Raw genomic sequence first — 22671 nt, forward strand, 5'->3', positions numbered from 1 at the left:
GGCGGGCGCGGGCAGCCGGTCAGCCGGTCAGCCGGTCAGCCGGTCAGCCGGTCAGCCGAGGGTGACCGTGATCCGTTGGCTGGCGCCCGCCTTCGCCGTGGTGTCCACACGCAGCCTCAGTGAGGGGCCGGTGGAGAGGACGGTGACAGAGGGGTCCTGGGAGACCACTCCGGACACCGCGCGGTTCCAGGTGATGTCGAGGCTGCTGAGCGTCTGCGTCGGATTGGCGACGCAGACCGTGGCGGTCGTACCACTCACACGGACCATGACGGAGGCGGCCCCGGTGGAGGTCAGGGTGCCGACGGTGCCGCTGCCGTAGAAGTTGACGCCCGTGAAGCCGAGCGAGGGGACGTGGACGCCCTGCTGGTTGGCGGTGTTGGCGAGCACGCTCATCCAGCCGGAGTCGGCGGCCCGGGCTGCCGTGGCGGCGCTGTCGGCGCCCGGCATCAGGAGGTAGGAGTAGCCGGCGCCCGTCGGGTTGGTGCCGTGGTCGAACCAGAGCGTCAGATAGCGGCGGGTGAACGGCGTCGTCGAGCCGGAGAGCCCGTTGATGTCGCTCCACGCTCCGGTGCGTTCCTGGCGGAGCGCCTTGACCGTGGCGCCGCCGGGGAAGACGTACCCGCCCATGCCCGCGAGAGAGGCCCAGCGGGCGCCCGTGAGGGTGGCCGACCAGCCCTGCGTGGCGGGCATGGCGACTCCGTCGACCGTGAGGGTGTGCGTGCCGCCGGCGCCGAGGTTCCGGTTCTCCACGATCGATTCGACGCCCGTTCCGTCCGTACAGCCGATGCCGGCGCCCAGGCAGACGACGGCGTCGTCGAGGAAGAACCAGGACTTGCGGCCGCCCAGGGTGGACTGCAGCCCGCGGATGTCCATGCCGAGTGCGGCGTACGTTCCGTCGCTCGCGCCGCCCGCCCAGGTGGAGGTCGGCCGCGGTGCGCCGAAGTCCCCGCCGGCCCCGTCGGTCAGGGTCTTCTTGGAGACGGTGGTGCCGGGGAGCCGGTAGGGGTCGACGGTGGGCCAGAAGGTGTCGGTGAACTGGCCGAGGGTCGTGTCCTTCCACCAGGAGAGCATGCCGGAGCCGGTGTGCCAGCCGCGCTTGTTCTCCAGGTTCCCGAAGGCGTAGAACGCGACGCGGCTGGAGGACATGGACAACGCGGCGGCCCAGTTCGGGCGGCGGTGGGTGGCGCGGTCCATGGAGCCGAAGACGCGGTGCCCGACCGGCTCGGCGACGGCGGCCAGTGCGGCATCGTCCCTGGCCGCCTTCAGGCGGGAGAGCGAGGCGACGTCGAGCGACGGGTTGTTCTCCAGGGTCAGGAAGTAGTCGCGCTGGAGCCAGCCCTTCACCATGCCTCGCCAGCGGGTCCGCTCGGTGGCGCTCGCCCCCATGGCGAGCATCAGGACGGCGGCCATGACGCCCTGCGCGCGGCCGTGGTCCCCTCCGACGAAGCCGTTCGTGCTGCCCGCCGAGAGCCCCCGGCTGACGGCCCGACCGCTGACCGCGTCCATGAGGAGGCCGTTGTAGACGAACGGGGCGAAGGAGCGCTCGACGGAGTCGAGCATCAGCTGCTTGCCGGGGTCGGTGATGTCCCAGGAGGAACCGCCGAGCAGGGCGAACAGCCAGGCGAGACCGCTGAGGAGGACGGCGCCGTACGAACCGGTGTAGGGCGTGTAGCTGTGCTGGATGAACGACCCGTCACGGTAGAAGCCGTCGCCCGAGGTGACGTACGGGAAGACCGGCGAGAGCCCGTCGCGGGCGCGGGCGATCTTCGCGGAACTCTTGCCGACCACTCCGCGCAGGGCGACGACCTTGCAGAAGTCGACCCGGTTCGCGCTCTCGCCGTGCGGGGCGCCCACGTCGAGCTGGCTGTCGGGTACGAAGTGGTCGACAGCCGCGCAGTAGGACGCCGTCTGCGCCGCGGAGAGGCTGTCGTACATCAGGACGCAGGTGTCGAGGAGCGCGGTCGGGGCGCCTATCTGGGCGTTCCACCACCAGTTGGAGCTGGGCAGGGTGAACGAGGCGTTGTAGACGCCGTCGTGGACGTGTTGCAGGCCGGCGGCGATGTCGGCGGCGAGTGAGGCGTCGCCGGTGAGTCCGGTGCCGGGCTGGGCGTGGGCGAGCGCCATCGTCTTCAGCCGGTTGTAGGTGGAGCTGACCGGGTCGCCGGAGAAGGAGGCGTAGGGCAGGTCCGGCCAGAGGGAGGAGCCCGAGGGCGCCATCGAGGAACGGTACGAGACGGCCTTGGCGCCCAGCTCGGTCAGCCGGCCGGCGTAGAGCGGGTCGCTCGCGGTGAAGCCGGTACCGAGCAGGAGTTCCCGCCACTTCAGGCGGAGCGCGTCGTAGGCGTCCGCCGCGAGGGCGGGGCGCGCGTCGGCGACACCGACGGTGAGGGCTGCGAGGGCGGCGCCCGCGGCGGACAGGACGGAACGGCGGGACCACGACGCCGTTGTCATGAGGTCTCCAGGGGTGTGCGGCGGACAGGAGGTTTCGGCGCTTCGAGCTCAGACCGCACGCAGCCAGACGGTGGTGTCCGGCGGCAGCAGGCCGTCGGTGAGAGGGCCGCTGGCGAGAAGCTGCTCGGTGTGTGCGGGCAGCTCGACGGGGGCGGTGGTGAGGTTGACCAGGCAGGTGAAGCCGGGCCCTCGGGTGAAGGCGAGGACTCCGTCGGCGGACGGGAGCCAGGCGAACGGGCCGTCGCCGAGGGCGGGTTCGGCGCGGCGGATGCGCAGGGCGTTGCGGTGGAGTTCCAGCGTGGATCCGGGGTCGCCGGTCTCCGCGGCGACGGTGTGGTCCTTCCAGGCCGGCGGCTGCGGCAGCCAGGGCTCCGTGCCGGCGTCGGGCGGGCTGAAGCCGAAGGGGGCCTCGTCGCCCTCCCAGGGCAGGGGTACGCGGCAGCCGTCGCGGCCGGGGTCCCTGCCGCCGGACTGCTGGACGGCCGGGTCCTGACGCAGGGCGAGGGGGATGTCCTCGACCTCCCACAGTCCCAGCTCGTCGCCCTGATAGACGTAGACGCTGCCGGGCAGGGCGAAGCTGAGGAGGGCGGCGGCGCGGGCCCGTCGCGTACCGAGGTCCAGGTCGACCGGGACGGGCTGGTGCCGCTCGGTGAAGGAGGTGTCCGCGCGGCCGTAGCGCGTGACGACGCGGGTCGCGTCGTGGCTGCCGAGGACCCAGGTGGCCGGGGCGCCGACAGGGGCGTGCAGGGTGAGCGTCTCGTCGATGACCTTCCGTAGCGCTCCGTGCTCCCAAGCAGCCTGCAGGAACGGGAAGTTGAACGCCGTGTGCAGTTCGTCCTCCCGCAGGTAGCGCGGCAGGGCCTCGGGTGACACCCACAGCTCGCCGACGAAGGCGCGCTCGCCCGGGTAGGAGTCGGCGAGCCGCCGCCACGAGCGGTAGATGTCGTGGACCTCGGGCCGGTCGCTGTGGGGTGCGGGCGCCCCGGGCGGCAGGGTTCCCTCGTCGGGAAGTCCGTCCTGCTTGACCAGGAGCGAGGCGACGTCGATACGGAAGCCGTCGACACCCCGGTCGAGCCAGAACCGCAGGATGGACTCGAACTCCGCGCGTACCCGCGGTTGGTCCCAGTTCCAGTCGGGCTGCTGTGGAGCGAACATGTGCAGATACCACTCGCCCGGCGTGCCGTCGGGTGCGCTCGTACGGGTCCAGGCGGGGCCGCCGAAGGCCGACTGCCAGTCGTTGGGCGGCAGTTCGCCGCCCTCCCCCGCGCCGGGGCGGAAGTGGAAGAGCTGACGGGCCGGCGACCCGGGGCCGTCGGCCAGCGCCGTGCGGAACCAGGGGTGCTGGTCGGAGCAGTGGTTGGGCACCATGTCGACGATGATCCGCAGCCCGAGTTCATGGGCCTCGGTGATCAGGGCCTCGGCGTCCGCCAGGGTGCCGAAGAGCGGGTCGATGTCGCGGTAGTCGGCCACGTCGTAGCCCGCGTCGGCCATCGGGGAGACGTACCAGGGCGAGATCCACACCGCGTCGACGCCGAGGTCGCGCAGGTGAGGGAGCCGCGCCCGGATGCCGGTGATGTCACCGACGCCGTCGCCGTTCCCGTCGGCGTAACTGCGCGGATAGATCTGGTAGATGGCGGCGCTGCGCCACCAGGGGCGGTCGGACTGCTGGTCGTCGTCGGACATGCGGGTCCTCCTACGGGGGTCGGTACAGGGACGCGGTGCGGGCCGGGGGGCGGTACGGGGGGGTGCTACTGCCAGACGCGGATGTAGTCGACGTACATGTTGGAGCGGTAGTCCAGCGGGGCGTCGTAGATCGAGCCGGCGGCCCACTCGGCGGATTCGCTGGAGATCACCGGGAACATGGACACCTGGCTGATGAGCTTCGGGTCGGTGATGTCGCGTACGACGGCGCCGTCGTAGCGGAAGATCATGCGGTCGGGCCGCCATTCGAGGGTGTACGTGTGGTACCCGCTGTGCAGCCCTGGGGCGGCGACGGAGACGGAGGACACCTTGTGGTCGGCGCCGTAGCCGTCGTAGTGGATGGTGTTGCTGTAGCTGTCCGACGCGGACACGCTCTCGATCACGTCGTACTCGCCGCCGTCGCGGGCCGTGCCGTCCACGCCGTTGACACCGCCGGGCGGCATCAGCCAGAGCGCGCCGAAGAGGTCGTGGTTGGGCGGCATCTGCGCACGCCACTCGACCGTGCCGTAGGTGAAGTCGAACTTGCCCCGGCTCTCGATCTCGCCCGTGGCGTACTCGGTCTCGGCGAGCTGGGAGAGCGAGATCCACAGGTTGCCGCCGTTGACGGAGTCGGGGTTGGGGTTGACCTTGACGTTCGACGGCTTCCACCAGCTGTCGAAGTACTGGCCGTCGCGTCGCTCGGCGTCCACCGACGACCACTTGGTGGTGTCGAGCGCGGTGCCGTAGAACTCGTCGCTGAGGACCAGGGTGGCGTGTGAGCTGCCGCCGACGGGGCGGACGCCGGCGGGGGTGTTGGGGTCGACCGGAGCCGCCCGGACGTCCGCCCGCGCCGGGGCGGAGAGCAGCAGGGAGAGGGCGACGAGGCCCGCCGTGGCCATGGCGCCGAGGGTGCGGGGGCGGAGTACGGACAGGGCGGGGCGGTGTTCGGGGTTCATGGTGTGTCTCCTGACTCCTTGTGCGGAGAAGGCGAGTTGGGCGAGGCGGCCTGCCCAGGGCCACGCAAGGGGTCGCGCAAGGGCGCCTCGCCGCCCCGGAACGTAAATCGATTGCACACATCGGTCAAGGGATTGGTCTGGCCTCTTCAAGGGGAACGCCGCACGAACTCGCGCTGAACCAGGGAGAAGTGAGCTCACCCCTCGCAAATCATCAGACCTCTTACCGTCGGGCATCTTGACCTGGTTCAAGCCACACCCCTAGCCTCGCCGCCACGTAATCGATTGCACGCGATTCGGAGCAGCGATGTCCAGAGCCCTACCGTCCCGTCTCGGCCGAGCCACCGTCGCGGGGGCGGCCGTCGCAGGGGCGCTCGCGGTGTCGGTCCCCGCGCCCGCCCACGCGGAGGCCACTACCAACCTGGTCGTCAACGGCGACTTCGAGCAGGTCGCCGCCGACGGCACGATCGTCGGCTGGCCGCAGAGCGAGAACCGGGCCAGCGGCCGCGCCCAGATCCTCGACGGCGCGGGCCCGGACGGCAGCCGGGCGCTCGCCCTCGACCTCGGGAACGCGGACGACAAGGCGGCGATCGGGCAGGACGTCCCCATCCCGGACACCGGTACCTTCCGCGCGTACCGCATCACCTTCGACGAGCGCGCGGTGGGCCTCACCGGCTACGGCGGTGACCTGTGGGCGCGCAACTTCGGCCACGACGCCCTGGTGGGACGGATCACCGGTGACACCCCATGGCGCAAGGCCAGTGCCGTCGTCCTCGCGCGGCCGAGCGCCCCGACCGTCAATCTGCTGCTCGCCCTGGAGCGGAGCACGGGCCGCCTGCTCGTCGACAACGTCCGTGTGGAGCGGGTCGAGGGCGATGTGGTGGGCGCCAACGTCCAGCCGACCGGTGCCGTCCAGCTCACCTGGAACTTCGGCACCCTCGCGCAGCCCGCGGCCTCGTACGAGGTGCACCGCTCGGCCGACCGGGACTTCACACCGGGGCGGAAGACGCTGATCCGCTCGGTGCCGGCGGCCTGGACCGCCGAGGACGGCTCGGCCCGTCCCGGAAAGCGCTACACGTACAAGGTCGTCGCCCTGGCCGCCGACGGCACGCGGCTGGCGACGACCGGGGCGGAGACCGTGACCACGCCCTCCCGCTTCCTCGACGAGCAGCAGACGGACGTGCTGACGGCGACCGCGACCGGCCAAGGAGCCCGTCTGGCATGGCGGTTGAAGGCCGGCAGCAGGACTCCGGTGACCCTCCTCGCGGGCGGCCCTGAGGTCGCTCAGGGCCAGTTGGGCAAGGCCCGCAAGGTCCGCACGTGCGGCGCCGACGACACGACCGGCGCGGTCACCCTGTCCGCCAAGGACCTGAAGGGCGCGACCGGGTTCGCGCTCACCGGGCGGAACGGCGAGGTTCTCGCGACCGCGTCCCTCGGCAGCCTCACCCACCCCAGGATGGGCGTCACCGACGAGCGGCTCACCGCGATCCGCGCCGCGATCCAGCAGAGCGGTACGCCCAAGTCGACGTACGACAGCCTGGTGAACCGGGTCGCCAAGGGCCTCCCGGCCTACAACTACCGTCCGGGCGAGGCGCAGGCGTCCCTGGCCCATGACGCCGCACTCCTCTACCAGGTCACCCAGGACCCGGCGTACGCGAGGATCGCCTATGAGGCGGTCGTCGAGTCCGGCCGCACCATGCCGTTCGTCAACGGCACCGCGCACGCCGGGGCCGCCGCCCTGGAGACCGCCAACGCCGCCACTCCCCTGGCCACCGCCTACGACTGGGCGTACCAGGCGTGGACGGAGGAGCAGCGGGCCGAGGCGCAGAAGGTTCTCCAGCGCGTCGCCGCCTACCTGGAGGTCGCGTACCAGCCGAACTTCGCCCTGCCCACCAAGCAGAGCAACTGGACCGCGGTCGTGCGCGGTGCCGAGCTGACCCTCCGTCTCGCCGTGCGTGGTGACGGGCCGTTCGACCTGCAGGAGGGGCGGATCCCCCAGCTGATCGACGACCTCGGCCGGCACCTGGACACCGCGTACTCGGACACCGGCTGGGACCAGGAGGGGCTCGACTACTTCGGCTACGGGCTCGGGGTCGGGGCGCCGGGAATCACCGGCTCCCTCGACGCCGGTATCGGCGCGCTGAAGGAGAAGTGGGAGCGCCCGCGGTTCGCGAACCTGCTGCTGCACACGGTGTCCGCGCAGGCGGACAAGGCGCGTCTCCAGTGGGGTGTCGCCACGAGCACCGGCGGGGTTCCGATCCCCGGCCTGATCTTCACCCAGGTGCCGGCCGATCAGCGCGCCGCCTGGCTCTGGCAGTACGAGCGGACGGTCGGCGGCGGGGGCGGCACCTACGGGCTGCTGCACTACCCGTACGGGGTCGCCCCGCAGGACCCCGACGAGGCGCCGGAGAGCGTGCGCGCGGCGCTGCTCGACGACCACGTCGGCTCGTACCTGTTCCGGAGCCGGTACCAGGACAAGGACGACGTCCTGGTCGGCGTCCAGAACCGCAACGAACAGCACATCGGCTGGGGTGGTTCGGACACCTTCGCGCTGTCGCTGGTCGGCCAGGACGTGACCTGGGCGCAGCAGCCCGCGAAGAACACCTCGAAGCCGGAATTGTTCTCCAAGCCGCTCGTCGACGGGAAGCCCGAGCCGCTGGCGGGCCGGGGCCGGACGCTGGAATCGCGGGCGTACGCGGGTCAGGGCGGCGGATTCGTCTCCCTGGACGGCAGCGGGAACTACCAACTCGGCACGGCACGGCGGGACATCGCGGTGGATCTGCGCCCGACGGGCGGGGCCGACTCGGTCGTCGCGGTCCACGACACCTTCGCCGACGCGGCCGCGCACACGTACGCCTGGCAGCTGTCCCCGGAGGCGGGTACTGCGATCACCTTCGGCGAGAGCGAGTCCGGAGCCACGACCTTCCTCTTCAGGAAGGGCGACGGCTGGCTCAAGGGGTGGATCCTGAACGCCGAGGGGGCGCAACTCTCCGTCGAGAAGGGCGCGTTCAGGGTCGTTCGCAGCGGTACGGAGGCGGACTTCCGTATCGTCCTCGCGGTCGGCAAGGGCGGCACGGCGCCTACGGCCGTCACCGAGGGCAGCACGCTGGTGCTCGGCGACACGTCCTTCGACCTGGACGACCTGAAGGGACACGTTCCTGCTGCTGGGTGAGCGGCTGGTGGGGCCCGTCGGTCAGGCGCGGCGGACCGGCGCCGAGACTCAGGCGCGGCGGACCCGGGGTCGTACCGAATCACGGACCACGACATGCGTGCCGAGCACGACCTGCTGGTCGTGGCGGTGCTCCGGGTCGTCGCGCAGCACGGCCAACCTCACGGCCGTGCGGCCGAGTTCCAGGAATGGGATCTGGACGGTGGTGAGGGCGGGGAACAGGTGCTCGGCGTGGGGCAGTGAGTTGTTGAACCCCACGACCGAGATCTCCTCCGGCACGGACACTCCGCCCGCGCGCAGTTGGGCCATCGCGCAGCCGGCCACGTCGTCGTCCCACGCGAACACGGCGGTCACATCGGCCGGCATCCCGCGCAGGATCTCGCGGATGCCGGCCGGGCCCATGTCGTTGTGGTTGCCGTGGTTGGCGATCAGCGCGGGGTCGGGGCGCAGACCGTGGCTCTCCAGGGCGCGGACATGGCCGGCGACGCGCCCTGCGGTGGTGGAGTTGTCGGGGCCGCCGAGGAAGAGGATCCGTTCGTGGCCGGCGGAGAGCAGATGGCTCGTGATCGCGAAGGCCCCGCCCTCGTTGTCGTAGTCGACGACGGTGAGGGGCAGTTCCGCTCCCGGTGAGGGTCGTCCGACCAGGACGAGGCGGGAGCCGGCCGCGTCGAGTTCGCGCGCGAGCGCGGCCACGCGGGTCCGATAGCGCGGGGTGTCCCGGACTCCCCCGATGAGGATCACTATGTCGGCGTTCTGCTCGGCCATCGTGGCCGCGAGGGAGAGTTCGCGGTCGTGGTCGGCCTGGGAGGAGGCGACCGTGCACCGCATGCCCTCGACGGCCGCCTGCAGCTCGATCCCCCGGGCGATCTCGTTGTACGGTCCGCCGCTGAGGGTGACGAGCACGATGCCGACGGTGTTGCTGCGCCCGCTCTTCAGCGCCCTCGCATGGGTGTTGACGACATAGTGCAGCTCCTTCGCCGCGAGGAGTACCTTGGCGCGGGTGGAGTCCGTGAGCGGCTTGCCGGCCAGTACGCGCGAGACGGTCGCCGTCGACACCCCGGCCCGGCGCGCCACATCGCGCATCGTGGCCTGGCGCCGCGAGGGCTGCGGCGCGGCATGCGCTTCGGTGGCCACCGAACCTCCCCAGGACTCCTGTAATCGTTTGCATCCTGGCAGGAGGGCTGGTGAGGGTCAACGCGGCTGCTCTCGGCCGGAGCGCCAAGCCGCTCTCGCGCCGCCTCTTGTCCCAGGGGTCCGAGGATCACTACCGTGGACGACAGCAAGCGCTTTCTATCATCAATCGCCAATCGCCAATGAAGTGTCGTGTGTCGAGCTATCGCCTTGGGAGAGACCCGGATGCCCCCTGTCACCCTTGCCGTCGTCGGTGCCGGAGACCGTGGGACCGGCCACGCGGCCTGGGCCCTGGCACACCCCGAGCGGGCGAAGGTCGTCGCGGTGGCCGAGCCGCGCCGCACGCGCCGGGAGCGGTTCGCGGCCGCCCACGGCCTGGAGCCCGAGGCGGCGGTGGACGACTGGCGGGTCCTGGCCGCACGCGGGCGGGTCGCGGACGCGGTGCTGATCTGCACCCTCGACCGTGACCACCTGGAGCCGGTCCTGGCCTTCGCCGCGCTCGGCCACCACATCATGCTGGAGAAGCCGATGGCGCTGACCGAGGACGAGTGCCGCAGGATCGTCGACGCGGTGGAGAGCGCCGGGGTCACCCTGTCGGTCGGCCATGTGCTGCGGTACACGCCGTACACGCGGGCCCTGAAGGACCTTGTCGACTCCGGCAGGATCGGAGACCTCGTCAGCGTCCAGCATCTGGAGCCCGTCGGGTTCTGGCACCAGGCGCACTCGTTCGTCCGGGGCAACTGGCGTCGCGAGGACGAGGCGACCTCCATGCTGATGGCCAAGTCCTGCCACGATCTGGACTGGCTCCAGTACGTGCTCGGCGAACCGCCGGTGCGCGTCTCCAGTTTCGGACGGCTCTCGCACTTCCGCTCCGAGAACAGGCCCGCGGGCGCCGCCGACCGCTGTACGGACTGCGCGGTGGAGGTGGAGGCCGGCTGCCCGTACTCGGCCAAGCGCGACTACGGCGACCGCCTCGCCCGGGGCGACCACGGCTGGCCGTTGAGCGTGGTGGTCGACGACTTCACCCCCGAGGCTCTGGACTCGGCCCTGCGGGATGGCCCGTACGGGCGGTGCGTGTACGCCTGCGACAACGACGTGGTCGACCACCAGGTCGTGGCCATGGAGTTCACCTCCGGTGCGACAGCCACGTTCACCATGACGGCCTTCACCGAACAGGCCGACCGGCAGACCCGGATCTTCGGCACACACGGCGAACTCCACGGCGACGGCAGGACGTTGCGGGTGTACGACTTCCTGACCCGCACCGAAGAGACCATCGACGTGTTCGGTGAGGGGTCGATGGACGCCGGAGGCGGTCACGGTGGCGGTGACGCGGGTCTGATGGACGCCTTCGTCGCGGCTGTCGCCACCGGTGACCCGGGTCTGGTGAAGTCCGGCCCGCAGGAGTCCCTCACCAGCCATCTCACCGTGCTCGCCGCCGAGCGGGCGCGCCTCGGCAGCACCGTCGAGACCGTGCACCGCCCCGCGCCCGCTGCCGCGGGTCCAACCGCACCGTGAGCCGATACCGGGGCCTGTCGCGGTTCCCGCGACGGGCCCCGGTTGCGACGGGCCCCGTTTGCGGCGCTCTTCGGCCGCGCCCCTTCCGCCGGCGTCGCTCCCCGTCCGCGTCGCGCGCCGCCGCCGCGGGTCAGGGCTGGGTGCAGTTGACGCGGGCGAACACGGTCAGCGGCTGGGTGCCCCTGTTCGTGGCCCGTACGGTCCATCCGGTGGGCGTGGGGTACGACTCGTTGAAGAACACGGCCGGGTTGCCGAGTCCGCCGCCCCCGGTCGGCACCTCGCCGGCGGGGCACTCGGCGTGGGAGGTTCCGGTGGCGCCCAGGCCCAGCAGCGTGCCCTCGCTGGAGCGCGAGCTGTGGGGCGTGTTGGAGCACACGACCTGGGTGGCGATCCGCTGCTGGAACGGGGAGGCGTTGAAGGCCCGTACGACCCACTCGTCAGCGATGTCGGACGACTGGCTCACGTACATCCGGTCGTTGCCCTGGGCCCCGCCGATGTTGCCGCCGCCCGTGGCCTCCGTGCCGGCGGGGCAGGCCGCGCGGGCGATGCCCGACTCCCCCATCGGCACTTGCGTGGTGGGGATGCTCGATCGGCGGGTGTGCCACTGCGGGGTGCAGATGCTCACGGCCCAGACGGTCTGCGGGGTGTCGGTCTCGTTGTAGACGTCGGCGGCCCAGCCCGCGGAGGACCACGAGGCGGTGATGAAGACTCCGTTCCCGGTGGTCCGTACGCCTCCCCCTGAGCTCTGCTCCGGTGACTGGCAGGGAACGTTGACGTGGACCCCGGAATGGGGTGCCACGGTCGAGGTGAGTCCTTCCGTGATGGTGTGCGGGGCCAGCGCCGGTGCGCCGCGCGGATCGGGGACGGCAGTGGCGGCCCCGGTGCACAGGGCGGCCGCGCAGAGCGTCCCGGCCATACCGAGCGCGGCCAGACTGAGCCGGTTCATGGTTACTCCAGGTGATCGAGCGAGGGAGAACGTCCACGTCAGGATCCCCGGAATGCAGCAAATGAATACAAAGAGTCACCAGAACAGACGATCGTGACGCATGGCCCGTCCAGCGGCCCGCCCCTTCGGGACTCGGGCGACACTCAGGGCGACACTCAGGCACGACCCCGGGTCGCCGGAATATGGCTGGCCCGGCGATCGCGGTGGCTCGTACCATCCGCGCATGATCGAGGACGCGGTAGAAGCCGTACCGGAGCGCATGGCTGGGGAGAACCCCGAGCAAGAGGACACGGGGACGCCCCATCAGGTGTGCTGGCGCGGTCAGGGCGTCGCCTTCGCGCCGCTCGACCTCGACGACGCGGAGCTGATCCACGCCTGGCGCGCCGACCCCGTCGCCGCCCACGAGATCGGCATGTGGCCGCGCACCCTCTCCGCCGTGCGCGAGCGCATCGAGCGCGACCGCGACGACAACGACCGCGACGACTTCCTCGTCCTCCTCCCGGACGGCACGCCGATCGGCCACATCGCCCTGTTCGACCAGGACTTGGTCGACGGCACCGCCGAGATCCTGCTGATGCTGGACCCCGACCACCGGGGCCGGGGCCACGGCGTGGACGCCGTGGACGCGCTGGTCGACCTCGCCTTCGGCGAGCTGCCCATGCACCGCGTGCAGGCCGTCACCCACACCACCAACACCGCGGCGCTCGACGTCCTGGCGAAGGCCGGGTTCGTACAGGAGGGGGTACGCCGCTCTGCCTGTCTGCACCGGGGCCGGCGCTACGACGTGGCGGTCCTGGCCCTACTGCGGGACGAGTGGCAGGCGCTCACGCGACCCCGGTCCTGGGACGTACCGACCGGCGGCCACTGACCTCGCGGCCCCGGCGTCCGAGGCGGCCGTACGGCCGACCGACGCCCGGCCCGCAGATGACGGATCAGGTCGCTGTCCGTACTTCCGCGCGATCGATCAGCCCTCGGTGCGCAGCCCCGCCAGCAGCCGGTCGAGCGCCTGCTCCGCCGCCTGCGCGTCCCCGCCGCGCGCGATCCAGAGCGCGGCCTCGTTCATCGCCCCCGAGAGGAGCCGGGCAAGGGGCTCCACCGGCTGATCGGCGATGATCCCGGCTGCGGCGAGCGCCTCCAGGGCCTCGGTGAGGTGCCGGGCGGAGGACTCCTCGTCGAGGGCCCTCCACTCGTCCCAGCCGAGTACGGTCGGCGCGTCGACCAGCAGGATCTGGCGTACGGCCGGGTCGGTCCCCGCAGCCAGGAAGGCCCGGCAGCCGGCGCGGAGTTGCTCCCAGAGGTCCTCATGCCGCTCGGCGGCGGTCGCGACCCGCTCCCCCAGTTCGTGCTGGACCTCGGCGACGACGGCCCGGAAGAGCCCCGCCTTGCTGTCGAAGTGGTGGTAGGCGGCCCCCTTGGTGACCCCGGCGGCCCGCGCAACCTCAGCAAGGACCACGTGGTGGTACCCGTCGGCCGCAAACCGCTGTCGGCCTTCGGCCAATAGCGCCTGCCGCGTCGCCGCCCGCTGCTCAGCCCGGTTGACCGCCATGGTGCGCACCGCCCTTTCCATTTCGCATACCGGGGGTATGCTAACGCTATGGTTCACATACCCCGGGTATGTGAAATGGATCTGAAGGGGCTCTGCCATGACGAACGACCTCACGACCACCCCCAGTCCCACCACCACGACCACTCCCACGACCAAGCTCGGTGGCTTCTACCCGGTGCTCGCCACCGGGGACGTGGGAGCGTCCCGCGACTTCTACACCCGTCACCTCGGGTTCGAGGTGACCTTCGAGGCGGACTGGTACGTCAGTCTGCGCCGCCCCGACGCGCCGCAGTACGAACTGGCGCTGCTGGACCACACCCACCCGACCGTCCCCGAGGGCCACCGGGGCGCGCTCCAAGGCGGGCTGCTCCTGAACTTCGAGGTGGACGACGTGGACTCCGAGCACCAGAGGCTCGTGGCGGAGGCCGGCCTTCCCGAGGTCCTGCCGCTGCGGACGGAGGACTTCGGCCAGCGACACTTCATCGTCGCGGCCCCTGACGGTGTGCTCATCGATGTCATCACCGTCGTACCGCCCAGCGAGGAGTACGCGGCCCTGTACAGCGACAGCGACACCGACGCCTGACTTCGCACGTCGCATGCCCTGCGGGCGTCAGCTGCCGGCCGTGGAGACGAGGCGCCGCAGGGTGGCCTGCGCGGGTGGGCCCCAGGTGGGCTTGCCGCCGGGGCGGCCGTGGACGCCGGCGTCACCGATGAGGAGGCAGGCGAGGGCGCGCAGCACCGCCCAACCGCGGGCGCGACGCAGGGTCGCGGCGTCCGCGGTCGGCCGGTAGGCCTCGTAGAAGCGGTCGACGGCGCCGTCCGGGAGAAGTACCCAAGGGGCGGCGAGGTCGCAGGCCGGATCGCCCGCGAAGAGGTCGCCGAAGTCGATCACGCCGCAGAAGGTGCCGTCCTCGGTGAGAACGTTGGCCGGATGCAGGTCGCCGTGGAGCCACAGCGCCGGACCGTCCCAGTCGGGCGCGGCGGCGGCATCCTCCCAGACCGCGCGGACGGCGTCCGGGTCGGGGATCAGGCCCAGCTGAGTGGCCGCGGCGAGCTGCCCGGCGAACCCTCCGGCATGGTGCGCCAGCGGTCCCCCGCGGCCACGACCGGTGGGCGCCCCGGTGGGAGCGGGTCGGTGAAGAGCCGTCAGGAACGCGGCCAGGGTGTCGGCCGCCTCCGCGCCACGCGTGGCGGGGGCGCGGTCGGCGGGCTCGCCCGGCACCCACGTGGTGACGATCCAGGGCCGGGGGAACCGCTCGGAGGGCTCGCCGAGGCGCTGCGGAACGGGGATCGGCAGCGGGAGGTGCGGGGCGAGGGCGGGCAGCCAGGCGTACTCCTTGCGCAGCAACGCGTCCGCGGACCGCGTCGCCCAGGGCAACCGTACGGCGAGGTCGTCACCGAGCCGCCACAACTGGTTGTCCCAACCACGCGCGCCGAGCTTCACGGGGTGATCCGCCAGGTCGGGGTGCTGGTCGCGCAGCAGGTCCCGGACCAGCTCCGCCGTGATGTCGATCTCGCTCTCGGTGTGGGTCATGCGGAGCAAAGGTAGTACGGCGAAACGTCTCTTCGGGTGGATCTCCCCCGGACCGTCGGTTCGGGGGAGGCGGAGTCGTCTCGTGCCCCGTAGACAGGTGCCGTGGATGATCCCTTCGCTCTCGCCCCGTCCCCTTCGCCGTCACCGTCGTATGTGCTCTCGTGCCTGGTCCAGGACTGCGGCGGCGTGCCGTTGTCGCTGATGGGGCCGCAGTCGCCGTACGAGTTCGGACAAGGCTCGGTCCACCTGCCGGGAGTGGAGGTGCGGATAGTGGTCGAGGAACCTGCTCCAGTGACCACAGGCCTCCTCCAAGTGACCGACTCTCAGCAGGGATTCGGCCAGCCTGGCATGGGTGAGGGCGACCGGCCGGTGGTCGCCGGGGGGCCGGTGAGCGAGGGCTGACCGCAAGGCGGCCCTGCCTTCGGCGTCGTCGCCGAGGGCGAGGAAGACCTCGGCCCGCTGGTAGTGGAGGCCCGAAGGCGGATACGCCACGAACGGAGCGCCTTCATGGACCGCGCGCTCGTGCCGGCGCTCCGCGGCGGCAAGATCGGCGAGGGCTACGAGGCGCTCGCCACGATGGGCCGAGGTGAGCGCCCGCTGGGCCAGCAGGAAGCTGAGCGCCGTCGGATCGCCGCGCTCTCCGTGGACGGTGAGCGCAGCGTGCGCCAACTCGTCCGCACGACGGTGGTGCAACAGCCTCAGCGCCTGCGAGCTCATGGCCCGCAGGGCGATGGCGTACTGCCGGCGATCGCCCGCCTGATGGGCCAGCGTCAGGGCATGCGCGAAGTAGCGCTGCGCCAGTCCCTCGCGTCCCGCGTCCGCGGTCATGACAGCGAGCACATGCACCAACTGAGCTGCCGCGACCCGCGCGTCGTCGTGCAGCCGCCCGGCCCCCGGGGCGCCCAGGAGGCGGCTGACGTCGTCACCGATGTAGGCGGCAAGTGCGCTGCGCGCGTGGGCGCCACCGTGACTGCGGCTCAACGCCGCGTACACGCGCGCCATCTCCTGCAGCAACTGCACGTCTTCGGGGACCAGGCGCTGGAACCCTCTCGCTGTGGACGTCACCGACTGCGCCGCCGGTGGCGAGGGCCAGGCGGGGAGCGCGAGAGCGGTCAGCGCGTACCCGGAGCGGGCCAGAAGGGCGCGCTGCTCGGGCCGAGCCTCCGCACGGCACAGAGCGATGAGTCCACCCACAACAGAGGCGGCGCCGGGGGCGAGCAGCGATTCCCAGGAGCGTTCCGGCGCGGCCAACCCGGTCTCCGCGGCGAGCACGAGGCGACCGACTCGCCGGCTGAAGGCGGCCGCGACCAGATCGGGAATCGGCGGGCGGGGGCGGGACCCGGTGAGCCAGTGGGCCACGGACGTCCGGTCGTAGCGGAGGCGTAGGCCCTGGGCCGTTCCCAGGCTGTTGACCGCACGGGCCAGCTCGCCCCCGGTCCAGTCGGCCTCGCCGAGCAGTGCGGCGAGCAGTCCGTTGGCCTCACGACGTGCCACGGACCCTCCCAGCGCCCCTTCCTCCCACCGCGTTCACAGGACGATCGAGGTTGGGTACTCAAGAGGGCTATGCCCGCATCAGCGCCCACTGCCACCTCATGCGGGATCTGCGATGCGTGGCCCGGTCACTGGACCTCATCCCCCTTCCGGGGAGCCGTCCAGGACATGGCCAAGGCGAAGTCGAGGTCGTCGAAGCGTGCTCCGGGGAAGGCGCTCCCGTACAGCTCGCGGCACACGTTGTCGACCAGCGCGACGGTGCCGCCCGGCCGCGCGAGGCTCTTCAGGTGCTCCAAACCCGCGCGGTAGTCCTGCAGATGGTGGAGCATCGTGTGGCTGTAGACCAGGTCGAAGCCGCGCGCGTCCTCCAGAGCTCGGACCTACATCATGTCGGGTATCGCCCGCAGGTCGCGCAGCCGCAGGCGGCTGCCCGGGTAGCGGTCCGTGAGGTGGCGGACGCTGGCGACGTTGCCGTTGGTCTGGTGTCGGATCAGTTCGATCCGGTCGCGTAGTCGCGGTTCCGCGTGACCGTGCTCGGCCAGGAGACGGGTGGCGCGGGCGGTGAACTGCTCGACCTCGTAGTTGTGTTGCTCCACGAGGTGGCGGACTGCTGCCTCGCGTGACCCGAGGGTGGGTTCGAGCAGGAGGACGGAGTTGATGTCGACGACGTGGCCGTCGTCCACGCGGCGGGCGGCGTCCCGGTCCAGGGAGCCCAGGTCGTTGACCAGTACGACCAGGTGCGCGGCCAGTTCCGGCAGTCCGCTGGCGTCCAGGGCTTCTTCGACGTCGGTGGTGAGGTGGAGGCCGAGTTCGGTGGTCCAGCACTCGAGGAAGAGGGGTACGAGGATGGTGTGTTGCCGGTACGGCCAGTAGGTCTCGACCGTGAGGTCCTCCACGGACAGCGCCTGCTCGGCGCGTGCGCGCGACGCCCAGGCGCGGAACGTCTCCTCCAGCCGATCCGTCGCGATGCCCTTCCGGTGCAGCGTCTCCAGGATGGCCCTGAGGCACGCCACTCCCTCGTTCCGGTCGTCGACGGCGCCCGTCCTGATGAACCGTACGAGTGCCTCGTTCTCGGCGACCGTCACGTCCTCCACCAGGAACACGAGCAGGACGAAGAGCGTACCCGCGTCCACCTCGGGGCCGGTCGGGCGGCGCGGGGCGCAGTACGCGTCGTACGTGGCGGCGAGGTAGGCCCCGCGTTCGTGGTACTCCCTGCCCCGGGCGCAGGTGCAGTGGCGCAGCGACCAGGCGAGCAGCTTCTCCGCGGTGCGGCGGTGCGGCTCGTCGAGATACACGGACCGAGCGGCGGGTACGGAGGTCACGGCGTCGCCCCTTGCAGGGCGCGGACGGCGAAAATGGTCGTGAGGTGCGGGGAGCCGAACCAGAGCGGTACCCGGCCCATCCGGAAGCACCCGGAGGCGGGCCACCCACCGTCCTGCCGCTGTTGCGCGACGAGTTGCTCGCGCCAGGCGGTCGGGGAGACGAGCCCGAGGTGGTCCGCGGCGATGGCCAGGAGCGCGAGATCGAGCGCGCCTTCCGGTTCCGTACGTCTCAGGGCGGTGGCCAGTGGGTCCGCGAGTCGGTCCGCGCACTGTTCACATCGGCTGCACACACGGGCGGCCGCGTAGAGGAAGGCCGCGGGAGACGGGTAGTAGCGGGTGCCCGATCGGTAGGCGCCGGATGTGAGGTGGTGGCGGAGGTACGCGAGGGTGGCGAGGGACGCGTCTGTGTGGCCCGTCGCGAGGTGAAGGGTCACGAGCACGTTGGCGCAGGCGACCGCGTCGTGTTTGCGGCCGCGCGGCGGGGCGTCGGGTTCCGTCGTGTCGTCCCAGTACACGAGGAAGACGCCCTCGTGGAGCGGGCCGTTCGGCGCACCGCTTCCGGGCGGGGCCGCGGACCGGATGAGGTCCTGGGCCGTCGCGAGCAGCCTGCTTGCCGACATCAGACCGTGCTCGAAGAGTGCGCCCGCCGCGACGGCCGTGCAGTCCGTGTCGGCGGCGAATCCGGGGACACCGGGAAAGAACCCGAACCGGTTCCCCCGGCGCGCTCCCTCCACCTGGCGGGCCGCATCCGCCAGGAAGCGTCGCTCGGCCGGTCCGGGGGCCGGCGGGAGCACCGCCAGGGCGAGCATCGCGGAGAACGCCTCGTCGCCGAGAGCGAAGCCGAGGTCCGTGCCGTGCCGCTCGCGCAACAGCCGAGGCGCTGCTGCGGGTGGTACGACCTCGGTGAAGGACGGGTGGAAGGAGCACATCGATGGGGGCATGCCGTTCGGGGAAGCGGAGAGAAAGGCCCATCCCAAGGCGGCGGAGGAGAGTGCGTAAGGGTGTGGGTCTTGCAGCATGGCGAGCCCCGGGGTCGCGGCGGGGGCGGATGGTGCTCGTTATATGCCGGGCGCTGTCCCTGTGGAAGGTGCCCGGGGTGGGCAGGTCGTTGAACGTGTTGAACGCTCGGTGCCGCCGCTTTCCCGTGGGGGCCGACGAAGACAGAACGCCGCCATGCCGATGATCACGACCGCCGCCGCACAGGTGGCCGCCGCCATCGACGCCCGAAGCCGCGACGGAGTCGCGCTGGTCGCGGTCGACGGGATGGGCGGATCAGGCAAGTCGGCCTTGGCGGCAGCCCTGGTGGAGTTGTGCGGCGCCGTGGTGGTCCACGGCGACGACTTGGGCGTCGTCGTCGTGGAGGGCGTGTACACCGCTCGGCCGAACTCGGAAAGCAGCGGGCCGCGGGAGAGGCGAACTTCATCGCCTCCCCCGCGGCCCGGGGCGAACGTCAGACGCAGCGTCCGTCCATCCAGTCGGTGAGGCCCGGCGTCCACGAGGTGGCCAGACGGGTCACATCGGCGTCCAGCGCCCGCTGCCAGGAGGCGTAGTTGCCGGAGGCCGGCGGGGGCGGCTCCTGCCAGTCGACGACGTCGTACCAGTCGGGGAACCCGGTGAGGGCCGCGGAGAGGCCTGCGGCGCTGACCCGGCTCCGGAGCACCGGATCCAGCTCCGTGTCATGCGTGTAGATCATGATCTCCTGGGACGCGATGCGCTCCGCGATCGGTGCGAGCACCTCGTTCCAGGCCGTCTCCCGGATCGACGAGTCACTGCTGAGGAGAGACTCCTTCGTCTCCGTCTTCACCTCCACCATCACGACCATGCCGAGAGCCTTGGCGCTGTCGAGCCACTCGCGGAACGTGTACACGGTCTCACCCGTGTAAGGGCCGCGCGTGATGGTGCGTCCACTGAGCGGGTTCGGCCCGCTCGCCCACGTCAACTCCGAGATGGGATCAGACGATCCGGTCAGCCCGAAGGTGGTTCTGTTGTGCCACATCACGGCCTTGGTGCCGTTCTTGGTCAGCCGCAGATCGGCCTCCACCCCGGCCGCGCCCCAGCTCTTCTCCTGGGCGAGGCCCCTGGGGTGGTTCGCTGCACGGATCTGGTCTTCTTGCCAGCCTTCCGCCTCCGAGGGCCACCCGCCGTGCCCGAACACCGCGGGACAGTAGGGCAGCAGGGTGGGGCTGGTGTACCCCTCCATCATGTGGACCTGGCTGAAGGTCCAGTTGCCGGGCTCGGACTCCCAGCTGTGCAGGGGACTGTTGAGGTCACCGTCGGGCTTGGCGGTGAAGGTGATCGTCTTCACCCGTCCGTCGGCGTAGCCGTAGAGAGTGGCCAGGTCGTCGCGGCCGTCCCCGTTGAAGTCACCGGTGACGATCTTCATACGCGAACGATCGTACGAGCCCGCCGGGAGGGTCAGCATGTCCCGCCGGGCGCCGAACTTTCCGTCCGTGCCGAGACGGAAGCCGATCACCGCGTCGTGTCCGTCCGCGTAGTCGTACCAGGCAGCCAGTTCGTCGCGGCCGTCACCGTCGAAGTCACCCGCGTGCAGACTCGCCTGCCGGAACGTCCAGCCCGTGGACTCCCAGCCGTGCACGGGCTCGGCGAACCCGCCATTGGTCCGCCCGGCCCAGTACATCAGCTTCACACTGCCGTCCCGGTACCCGTACAGCGCCGCGAGGTCGTCACGACCATCCCCGTTGAAGTCACCGGTGGCGAACTTCATGCGGTTGACGTACCAGCCATCCCCAGGGGCCCGCTCGAAGGAGGAGAAGTGCGCGCCGAAACCGCCGTCCGGGCGGGCGAGCATCGTGAAGAGTTTGTCGCCGCCGTCTCCGTAGGCGTACCAGACGGCGACGTCGTCACGGCCGTCCCCGTTGAAGTCGCCGGCCTGGGCGGTCATGGCGTCGAAATTCCAGTTGCCCGGCGCCGCGGTCCAGGAGTGGAGAGGACTCTCGAATCTGCCGTCTCCACGGCCGAGCCAGGTCAGCAGGGTGACCCGACCGTCCTCGTAACCGTAGAAGGCCGCGAGGTCGCCCACACCGTCCCCGTTGAAGTCGCCGGTGAGGCGCTTCATGTTCTCGACCCAGTAGTTGCCCGCGGGGGTCTCCCAGCCCACCCCGGGCGCGGCGAAAGCGCCGTTCGAGCCCGCGAGGAAGGTGCGTACGGCGTCGTGCCCGTCTGCGTAGTCGTACCAGGCGGCCAGATCGCTGCGGCCGTCACCGTTGTAGTCGTGACGGGCACCGGTGCCGGTCAACCGGGCACCGGCGCCCGGTGCGGCCGCCTCAACGGTCGGCGCAACCGCCGTACTGCCGAATGCCGTGGCCGTCCCTGCCGGTTGCCCGGGCGCGGCGGTCGCACCACCGGCGCCCGTGGACAGGCCGAGCAGAGCGAAGCACAGCGCGGCCGCGCCCATTGCCATGGAAGGTCTTCTCATCCAGCTCTTCACATCCCTTGCCGTCGAACGAGAAAATGCACCCCTCGGTGGGGGTGCATGCGGAGCGAGCCTCGCCCGGCCGGATCGTCCATCTCGCCACAGCCACGGCAAACACGACGACCGACGCCTGCGAGGCCGTCGATCATTAGATCATTCAAGATCCTTCTGAGGTAGGTAAGCAGCAGACCGGGCGTCCCCGAGGGGCTGGGTACGGCCCACCGTGTCACTGAGCTCTTTCAGAGTGGCCACTGATCGAGTGGCGAACAGCGGGTCGTGGACAGCGTTCACGAGGTGTTGGAAGTCGCCAGGGATCTTGATGGCGCCCTGGCGTCGGTCGAGGAGTACTACGTGGCCACGACCCGTCCCCGGGAGCGAGCCCATCTGGTGGTTCCCGGCGTCAGTCCGACCGGGTCGGCCGTGCCGGGCGCATGTCGTGGGTGAGTGGGAGTGCGCCCGCGTGGGTGAGGGCGATCTCCTGCCACGCGCCCGGGAAGGTGACGTCCGTGATGGCGAGGAGGCGGCTGTGGTGGTCGTACAGGTGGCGGCGGATGGTGAGTTCGGGTGGGGCGGGGGTGCCGCGTCGTGGATCGGGTCGGGTGACGGTGACCGTTTCCTTGATGGTCGGTCGGATCCCGGAGCGGGTCAGCCAGTGGTGCAGCAGCCGCAGATCGGGGTCGATCACCGGTAACCGCGTGACGTACCGGGAGAGTTCGGGGATCTCCAGGGTGGCCGCGGGGGCGAAGTGGGTGACGGCCTCGTGCGTCAGCTCGCCGGATGCGGTGACGAAGCGCTGGTGGTGCGTCAGCGCCGGGCGGGTGCGCAGGATGCCCAGGGCGTCGGCCATGGCCGGTGAGACCGGGGCGCTGAAGAGGCGTCCCTCGTGCGCACTGTCGGCGGCACCCGCCGGGAACAGGTGCGCGGTTCCCTCCGGTTCGGTGGCTGCGGGGCGGTCGATGGACGGTCCGGGCTGCCGGGCGGCGCCGTTCACGTAGGTGCCCCGGCGGTCGGTCACGACGAGTCCCCGCTGGCGAAGCCACTGGAGTGCGGCCCGGACGGTCTGCCTGTTGACGGCGAACGTCTCGGCGAGAGCACGTTCGGCGGGGAGTTTGGTGTGTACGGGCATGTGGCCCTGGGCTATCTCCCGCTCCAGGTGAGTGGCGATGCGCAGATAGGCGGGGGCGGGGGCGGGCCGGTGGTGCAGGGGGCGAGACACGACAACGTCACCTCACGGAATGTGATGGTCCGGGCGCGGTGCGGCATCAAGCTAGCATTGGTCTACACCTTTGCGTCAAACCACGCGCGCACTCGCTTCCACAGCGCCAAGTGCCGTTCGCCGACAGGGTGTTTCATCACCGGGCAGCGAAACCCCGCCCTCACTTGTCTGGATTACTTTAGCGGGCATCACTGTCGGAGCTTGCGCGAACCTGATAGAAACTGCGCGTTCCTGAGTGTTCGTGAGGTCAACCGGTTCCCTACGCGTCCCCTCGCCCGGAG

At 71.1% G+C, this 22671-nt stretch carries 17 protein-coding genes; 4 read left to right on the forward strand and 13 right to left on the reverse strand.

Annotation, left to right across the window (positions count from 1 at the left end; translation table 11 throughout):
* Positions 1-51: 51 nt before the first annotated feature.
* The 3 genes from ACWCO8_RS22705 to ACWCO8_RS22715 form a co-directional block, all read right to left on the reverse strand.
* Positions 52-2451, reverse strand: a complete 2400-nt coding sequence (locus ACWCO8_RS22705; RefSeq protein ID WP_451033754.1) for a polysaccharide lyase 8 family protein — start codon at positions 2449-2451, stop codon at positions 52-54.
* A 48-nt stretch (positions 2452-2499) separates the two neighbouring features.
* Entirely contained in the window at positions 2500-4134 is a 1635-nt protein-coding gene (locus tag ACWCO8_RS22710) for a glycoside hydrolase family 13 protein (protein WP_451033755.1), read from the reverse strand.
* A 65-nt stretch (positions 4135-4199) separates the two neighbouring features.
* On the reverse strand, positions 4200-5087 hold the full coding sequence (locus tag ACWCO8_RS22715) for a glycoside hydrolase family 16 protein (protein ID WP_451033756.1): 888 nt from the start codon (positions 5085-5087) through the stop codon (positions 4200-4202).
* 304 nt (positions 5088-5391) lie between these two features.
* Here ACWCO8_RS22715 and ACWCO8_RS22720 point away from each other — a divergent pair, with 304 nt between their 5' ends.
* Complete coding sequence (locus ACWCO8_RS22720; protein ID WP_451033757.1) at positions 5392-8256, forward strand: hypothetical protein; 2865 nt, start codon at positions 5392-5394, stop codon at positions 8254-8256.
* A gap of 48 nt (positions 8257-8304) precedes the next feature.
* On the opposite strand, the gene ACWCO8_RS22725 is transcribed toward ACWCO8_RS22720, so the two are convergent.
* Positions 8305-9387 (reverse strand): LacI family DNA-binding transcriptional regulator, encoded by a 1083-nt coding sequence (locus ACWCO8_RS22725; RefSeq protein ID WP_451033758.1) that lies wholly within the window; start codon positions 9385-9387, stop codon positions 8305-8307.
* A 222-nt stretch (positions 9388-9609) separates the two neighbouring features.
* On the opposite strand from ACWCO8_RS22725, the gene ACWCO8_RS22730 reads away from it, so the two are divergent.
* Positions 9610-10902, forward strand: coding sequence for a Gfo/Idh/MocA family protein (locus ACWCO8_RS22730; RefSeq protein WP_451033759.1), 1293 nt, complete (start codon positions 9610-9612; stop codon positions 10900-10902).
* Positions 10903-11032: 130 nt separating this feature from the next.
* Here ACWCO8_RS22730 and ACWCO8_RS22735 read toward each other — a convergent pair whose 3' ends face one another.
* A complete protein-coding gene (locus ACWCO8_RS22735; RefSeq protein WP_451033760.1) occupies positions 11033-11848 on the reverse strand; it encodes a hypothetical protein in 816 nt (271 codons plus the stop codon).
* Between the two features lie 223 nt (positions 11849-12071).
* Between ACWCO8_RS22735 and ACWCO8_RS22740 the strand changes: the two genes are divergently transcribed.
* Positions 12072-12716, forward strand: coding sequence for a GNAT family N-acetyltransferase (locus ACWCO8_RS22740; RefSeq protein ID WP_451033761.1), 645 nt, complete (start codon positions 12072-12074; stop codon positions 12714-12716).
* A 96-nt stretch (positions 12717-12812) separates the two neighbouring features.
* Here the strand turns inward: ACWCO8_RS22740 and ACWCO8_RS22745 are convergent, their stop codons facing one another.
* Positions 12813-13394 carry a TetR/AcrR family transcriptional regulator gene (locus ACWCO8_RS22745; RefSeq protein ID WP_451033967.1) on the reverse strand — a complete coding sequence of 194 codons (582 nt, stop codon included), beginning with the start codon at positions 13392-13394 and terminating at the stop codon, positions 12813-12815.
* Between the two features lie 97 nt (positions 13395-13491).
* Here ACWCO8_RS22745 and ACWCO8_RS22750 point away from each other — a divergent pair, with 97 nt between their 5' ends.
* Positions 13492-13977, forward strand: coding sequence for a VOC family protein (locus ACWCO8_RS22750; protein ID WP_451033762.1), 486 nt, complete (start codon positions 13492-13494; stop codon positions 13975-13977).
* A gap of 27 nt (positions 13978-14004) precedes the next feature.
* Here the strand turns inward: ACWCO8_RS22750 and ACWCO8_RS22755 are convergent, their stop codons facing one another.
* The 7 genes from ACWCO8_RS22755 to ACWCO8_RS22785 all read right to left on the reverse strand — a co-directional run bounded on the left by ACWCO8_RS22755 (position 14005) and on the right by ACWCO8_RS22785 (position 22390).
* Positions 14005-14928 (reverse strand): aminoglycoside phosphotransferase family protein, encoded by a 924-nt coding sequence (locus tag ACWCO8_RS22755; protein WP_451033763.1) that lies wholly within the window; start codon positions 14926-14928, stop codon positions 14005-14007.
* A gap of 141 nt (positions 14929-15069) precedes the next feature.
* A complete protein-coding gene (locus ACWCO8_RS22760) occupies positions 15070-16422 on the reverse strand; it encodes a hypothetical protein (protein WP_451033764.1) in 1353 nt (450 codons plus the stop codon).
* Between the two features lie 125 nt (positions 16423-16547).
* Complete coding sequence (locus tag ACWCO8_RS22765) at positions 16548-16790, reverse strand: methyltransferase domain-containing protein (protein WP_451033968.1); 243 nt, start codon at positions 16788-16790, stop codon at positions 16548-16550.
* A gap of 9 nt (positions 16791-16799) precedes the next feature.
* The gene (locus ACWCO8_RS22770; RefSeq protein ID WP_451033765.1) at positions 16800-17741 is read right to left on the reverse strand and encodes a terpene synthase family protein; all 942 of its coding nucleotides are present in this window, start codon (positions 17739-17741) and stop codon (positions 16800-16802) included.
* Entirely contained in the window at positions 17738-18682 is a 945-nt protein-coding gene (locus ACWCO8_RS22775) for a hypothetical protein (protein WP_451033766.1), read from the reverse strand. Before ACWCO8_RS22775 ends, ACWCO8_RS22770 begins: the two co-directional genes overlap by 4 nt.
* Before the next feature lie 509 nt (positions 18683-19191).
* Positions 19192-21162 (reverse strand): FG-GAP-like repeat-containing protein, encoded by a 1971-nt coding sequence (locus tag ACWCO8_RS22780; RefSeq protein WP_451033767.1) that lies wholly within the window; start codon positions 21160-21162, stop codon positions 19192-19194.
* A 412-nt stretch (positions 21163-21574) separates the two neighbouring features.
* A complete protein-coding gene (locus tag ACWCO8_RS22785) occupies positions 21575-22390 on the reverse strand; it encodes a GntR family transcriptional regulator (RefSeq protein ID WP_451033768.1) in 816 nt (271 codons plus the stop codon).
* Positions 22391-22671 lie beyond the last annotated feature (281 nt).

Source organism: Streptomyces sp. NPDC001927 (assembly GCF_053594455.1).